The organism is Photorhabdus cinerea, from assembly GCF_011189575.1.
Taxonomy (GTDB): Bacteria; Pseudomonadota; Gammaproteobacteria; order Enterobacterales; family Enterobacteriaceae; genus Photorhabdus; species Photorhabdus cinerea.
In genome coordinates, this window is record NZ_PUJW01000009.1 from 190045 (window position 1) to 196044 (window position 6000).

Below are 6000 nucleotides of genomic sequence, written 5' to 3' on the forward strand. Positions count from 1 at the left end.
CCAATCAAGGTATTCAATGAATTCAGCTAGAAAAGGCTATCAACCTCCTTTCTCAATTACAGCTAAAATGATCCAATTAGTTGCTGAAATCAGTGAGAATATCGGGCGGTTAAGTACAGAACAGGAACAAATAAAAGCCTTGCGATTGAGACGTATCAATCGGATACGAACTATTCACGGTTCACTGGCAATTGAAGGTAACTTACTTGATGAAACCCAAATCACAGCCATCATTGAAGGAAAACGAGTCATTGCCCCCATCAGTGAAATACAAGAAGCACGAAATGCTATCTTAGTTTATGAAAAGCTCAATCATTGGCATTTCACATCAGAGCAAAACTTACTGGAAGCCCACTATATTCTGATGAAGGGATTACTAGATAATGCTGGCAATTACCGACACAGTGGCGTTGGTGTTATGGTTGACGAAAAAGTCATTCATATGGCTCCACAGGCAAACCGGGTTCCAAAACTTATGGGCGACCTTTTTCACTGGTTAGACTCTACTGATATTCATCCACTTATTACCAGTTGTATTTTCCATTATGAATTTGAATTCATTCACCCGTTTGCGGATGGAAATGGCAGAATGGGCAGATTATGGCAGACATTAATTTTAAACCACTGGAACCCATTGTTTGAATTTATTCCCGTTGAAAGCCTGGTTTATGAACATCAAACTCATTACTATCAGGCAATTAATCTCAGTAGCCAACTTGTTGATTGTGCGCCATTCATTGAGTTTATGCTGCACATGATCCGTGATGCAATTCTGACATCTACCCATCAAGCTACCCATCAAGCTACCCATCAAGCTACCCATCAAGTTAAACAATTAATCATGGTATTGAAAGGAGAAATGCACCGTGAACAACTTCAATTAGCACTTGGATTAAAAGACCGTAGCTCATTCCGTCAACGCTATTTACAACCCGCACTAAAAGCCGGATTAATTGAAATGAGCCATCCAGAAAAACCTAGCAGTCCATTGCAGCGCTACCGTCTGACAGAAAAAGGATTAAATTTGAAACAACAATAAATTAACTCACCATGAATTTTCATCTCATATAAAATTAATTATTACTTAGCTCTAATGAATACAATGTTACCGTTGAAGGACTTGCTCCTTTATCTACTAATATTAATTTATTATCAGCGATAGACACATCAATTTGGCTAGTGACTTCTGGTGGTGTCATTTGTTCCAGCGATCCACCTTCTTGAATACGATAGGCTTTAACGTTAAACTTTCTATAATTAATATGGTTAATGACTACGGTAACTCCGTGGTCGCTATCAGTATAATCACGACTTTTAACTTTCAACAGATTACTCGGAAATGGCTTAACAGGCTCATGTTGCACGACCGCATTATCAACATGGATTGTTGTCGGATCAATACCACCAAACCATTTATCCTTACTCCAATTATCCGTTAATTGATCCAATAATCTGCCAGTATCCAGATAGTATTGTTGATATAAATAATCAGGAACGACATTACCATCAGCAAAACCCTTATCAACTTTATAATTTGCGGCCAGGATATTAATCTTATTGCCTTCAGTATTCTCAGTTGCCAAAACCGTTAATCCTGTTGAGAAATCCCTATTACCACTTAAAATATAAGGTGTTTCGAACATTCTAGCAAACAGGTAAAAGGATTGAGCCGAATAGGTACAAAAATTTTTAACACTTGGTTTTTTAGGATTAGGCTGATTATTAAACAAACCAAAAGAGGAGCCATCTCCCCGATAATAATAAGCTCTGTCGGCTTTTATATATTGCATATAAATAAATGTGGAAGCAATATATGCCGCATTTTTAATGCTCTGTATTTTTGTATATGTATTTTTTGTCGCAATTGGGCAGGAATTCCATTCAGTACAAAAACTCTCTGCATCGGTAAAACCATAAGTATTCAGCCCCTTTTGGACTGCATTCCCCACATCAATAATGTTTTGTGGATCTCCAGTTTCAACATATCCATGCCAGGCAAAGAAATCTAACGGTACATGATTATCTCTACAATATCGTAAAAACCCTTCAAAATAATCTTCTTTTGATTTATAAACAAATGCAATACCGGCGCCACCTACTTTAACCGAAGGATCAACAGCTTTAATTATTCTTGCAATTTTTGCATATAATTCATAATACTTTTTAGGATCATCATTATTCCAGAAAAAATTTAAATCAGGCTCATTCCAAATCTGCCAGTAGGTTATTTTTCTTGGCAAACCGATTCTGGCATAATTTAAAGCATAGCGATTTACCAACGTGCTAACTAATATTGCATAAATATCAAAATCCTCTGGTATTTCATATCCACCATCAACGGAACGCCCAATACGAAACATTATCTGTCGCTGAATATTATCTGGGTTCAGTTCAGCCTTATTATTCATAATGTCACGCAGATAAGCATCAGTCATTTTATAATTAGCCTCTTTTAATGCAAGACTAATATCATTGTTACGCATACCGACAGCAGCATAGGGAAATATGGTTCTGATATTTGAAATATCAGCGAACAGTTTTTTAGCCGCAGGTTTATTTTCTTCTGGAACATTAACCATAATTTGATTGTTATCATTGACTCGATCCGCATGGACATAATTATCCATATCGCCAATACCAAAACCATCATGAAGCCGGATATGTGTAATTCCCATCTGATTAAATTGATCATCTAAATCAGGGAAACCCGGCATTAAAGATTTAGGAACACCATTCAAACCATTAACCTCTTTAAGCAATGATTGATGCCCTGCTGATAAATCTCGGTGATTTTTATTAAATGAAAAAACTTTAGTCATAATAAACCTCTATATTTATTAAGAATTATATTTATATAAATCAAAAACAATACAGGAGAATAAATATATTTCCCTGACAACTCAATAATAATAAATGAATCGAATACATAGAGAATAGTTAAATATAAACTTTAACTACATCTTATAACTCTCAATTATTACTTTTTAATTTGTTGAATTAACCACAAAATTACATAGATATGATTATTTCAACAAATAAAATCGACACTATAATTTATATGAAAACAAATATTAAAATATCGCAAATGTATATAATCCAACAAAAATCAACATTAGCAAAAAGCAGAAAAAAACACCCAATAAGACTATACCCTATGGATTTCAAGATGCATCGCGGCGGCAAGGGAGCGAATCCCCGGGAGCATAGATAACTATGTAACCGGGGTGAGTGAGTGCAGCCAACAAAGAAGCAACTTGAAAGATGACGGGTATATATGGTGAGTAAATTAGATTAATGGACATTACACAAACTCATTAATACATATCGTAGATATATTTAAAAATAATAACTAAACAACCTTAGCAAGCCACTCCTGCAATAACGATATAAATACTATTAATTTTACTGGCGGGTAAGCAAGTGCCCGCAGTAAATAAATATCTTCTTTGCGTCCATCTGGATCATTGAATAAAGGCATAAGTTTTCCAGAATGAATATCTGTCGATACCACCCAATTAGGCAAAAGCCCTACCCCAAATCCATTAACCGCGGCCATTCTCAATGTTTCAAAGTCATCACTGCGAAAAATCCTGCTATCATTATTGAAGTTAAACGATCCCTAACGGGATCAGTCAAATATTCTGTTTGATCAAGTTCAACCTGAATTTTAGAATATCGCGTAAATAGTTCTGCCAGCATCATCAATCAGTGATAAACCACGGGTAGAGCGAAAGAATAGTTTTGTCTCTAGCATCGGCTCAAGGTTGTCTAATTGCAGCCATTTATCATCTTATCGAACAGATTAAAACAGAGTGTCAGTCCTCAACAGGGAAATTTGAGCCAGTTCACAAAAGTTCAGAAAAACTAAAGAAAAAATAGTCAAGTCCGATAAGATATGAAATATCAATTAACTATAAATATATGTGGAGTTACAAGATGAAATATGATCCACGGTTAAAAACATTTGTTGAAGATGATTACAGATATGAGGACCATCTTAACTTTAAGAAACAAATAGAAGATCAAAAATATAACCGTATGCTATTGGAATTGGAAAATAAATTTAAACTAAATCAGGAAGTTATCGCTTTATTGACAGAAGATGAAGCTATAGAATATATGAAAACACTAGATCATAATTTCTATAACTCATGGAAGAATAATGTTAAAACTATCTATTCATATACTGATCCAGTTTCATCTTTTGCTGGTAATATCTATGATTCTTTTGGGGTGGCAAGAATAGTAAATGATTTAAGAAGTTTTGGTGTGGAAGCAACAGAGTATTTTGGTAAGGATGGAAGAAGATATATAAAGTTGTCAGGTTACCCTGGTGTAAGAAACTATTTAAACGCCACAAGATATCTTGCTAATAATCCCCGTATCGTGTCTTTTGGGGTAGGTACACTAGGTATTGAAACTGGAATTGCCCAAGGTGCTAGATTCGGTATAGTATTCTCAGCCGCATATAGACTGGTTGAGTTAATATTTAAAGATGAATATGGATTGGTTGATTTGTTTGTTAACTTAACAATGGATGCCGCAAAATTAGCTATCTCAATAGGTATTGCTACGGCGGCTAATACTCTACTGGTTTCTCCACTCTTAGCTATAGGGGGGAGTCTTATGCTTGTAACTCTTGGCATTTTTACTATTGGTTTTTTAACTTCTCTTGCTTTATATTGGTTAGATGATCACTTTAAAATCAGTGAAACTATAATTAAAAACATAAAGAATAGAAAGGTAAACCCGACACCATACCATCCGGATCAACTTTTTAATATGTGGGGTAGATTAAGTCGTGGATAATACAAATAAAACAAAATTATATTTAGGAATTTTATTAGTTATTTTTATGGCAATGTTATCTATATTTTTTTCATTGAATGATTATGTCGGTTTTTTTAAGCGTGATAGTGTTATTACATTCTCATGGAAAAGTGCGGGAGCTATTTGGTTTACTCCTGTGTTGATTTATATTGCCTATATTTTATATAGAATCTCCTTGGGTAAGGTGAAACGTCTTAATGGCAAAATAGGCGATTATATTTCATGTGTGTCAATAGCAGGTTTTATCCTTACTCTATTTGTATCTTTATATGTTGATGATGAATTAAGATCTGAGGGATATTTAATCTGTAGCAAATCATCATGGATGGCTCCGAATAAGTATGTTAAGGACATTTCACTTTGTTACTAAACATATTCTATTTATGCTTAATTGTGTCGAGTAGTCAACAGGCGACTCGACAGGATTTTATGTTTATTAATAATTTCTATCTTCCCATATGCTGTAAGCAGATGGGCCGGCTGTTATATGATTCCATGAGATAGATTTATAGTTGAGTGTAACTCTTTCATATGGCATGGCATCAAAATCATTTATAGAATGCGGGTATATACAAGAAACATCTGTGATAGTGGCTTCAGTGATTTTTACTTCATAGAATAATTCCAATTGTCCAGCTTGACCCGTTCTGTAAAAAACAAAAACACCATTTAGAGATTCGTTTGAATCTATTGCCATAGCTAACAATGGTGATGATTTATCTACGGGTTTAATGAATTGTATGGGTTGATGACTGACATTCTGCTGTCTTGTTATTGTATGGTTTAAACTCAGTACCTGTATTTGATCCTCGTGTCCATTTTGATACCTATTTCCTATTGAATCTAGGGTTGAACACCCAGCAGAGATCAGCCCTTGTTTTTTACCATTCAAAGACAAATAAATCATGTACGACATAAAATTACCATCCTAATTCTTTATAATTCAACCTAATAAATTCTAAGTCAGTTAAGTCTGTAACCTAACATATAAGTAAAAATTATAATAGTAATATAAATCTACCAATCATAACTAAACAATTCTGGCAAGCCACTCCTGCAATAACGACATAAATGCTGTTAATTTTGCTGGCGGGTGAGCAAGTGCCCGCAGTAAATAAATATCTTCTTTGCGTCCATCGGGATCATTGAATAAAGGCATCAGTTTTCCAG

The 6000-nt window shown here is 34.6% G+C and carries 6 protein-coding genes; 3 read left to right on the forward strand and 3 right to left on the reverse strand.

Annotation, left to right across the window (positions count from 1 at the left end; translation table 11 throughout):
* Positions 1-16: 16 nt before the first annotated feature.
* Positions 17-1039, forward strand: a complete 1023-nt coding sequence (locus C5469_RS10935; protein ID WP_166306054.1) for a Fic family protein — start codon at positions 17-19, stop codon at positions 1037-1039.
* 34 nt (positions 1040-1073) lie between these two features.
* Here C5469_RS10935 and C5469_RS10940 read toward each other — a convergent pair whose 3' ends face one another.
* Together C5469_RS10940 and C5469_RS10945 are read right to left on the reverse strand one after the other, a co-directional pair.
* Positions 1074-2819, reverse strand: coding sequence for a GH39 family glycosyl hydrolase (locus tag C5469_RS10940; protein WP_166306057.1), 1746 nt, complete (start codon positions 2817-2819; stop codon positions 1074-1076).
* A gap of 530 nt (positions 2820-3349) precedes the next feature.
* Positions 3350-3589 carry a LysR substrate-binding domain-containing protein gene (locus C5469_RS10945; protein ID WP_339414149.1) on the reverse strand — a complete coding sequence of 80 codons (240 nt, stop codon included), beginning with the start codon at positions 3587-3589 and terminating at the stop codon, positions 3350-3352.
* A gap of 347 nt (positions 3590-3936) precedes the next feature.
* Between C5469_RS10945 and C5469_RS10950 the strand changes: the two genes are divergently transcribed.
* Together C5469_RS10950 and C5469_RS10955 are read left to right on the forward strand one after the other, a co-directional pair.
* On the forward strand, positions 3937-4809 hold the full coding sequence (locus C5469_RS10950) for a hypothetical protein (protein ID WP_166306063.1): 873 nt from the start codon (positions 3937-3939) through the stop codon (positions 4807-4809).
* Positions 4802-5200 (forward strand): DUF1240 domain-containing protein, encoded by a 399-nt coding sequence (locus tag C5469_RS10955; RefSeq protein ID WP_207628929.1) that lies wholly within the window; start codon positions 4802-4804, stop codon positions 5198-5200. The genes C5469_RS10950 and C5469_RS10955 overlap by 8 nt, the downstream gene beginning before the upstream one ends.
* Before the next feature lie 66 nt (positions 5201-5266).
* On the opposite strand, the gene C5469_RS10960 is transcribed toward C5469_RS10955, so the two are convergent.
* Positions 5267-5746 (reverse strand): Hcp family type VI secretion system effector, encoded by a 480-nt coding sequence (locus C5469_RS10960; RefSeq protein ID WP_166306066.1) that lies wholly within the window; start codon positions 5744-5746, stop codon positions 5267-5269.
* Positions 5747-6000: the final 254 nt, after the last annotated feature.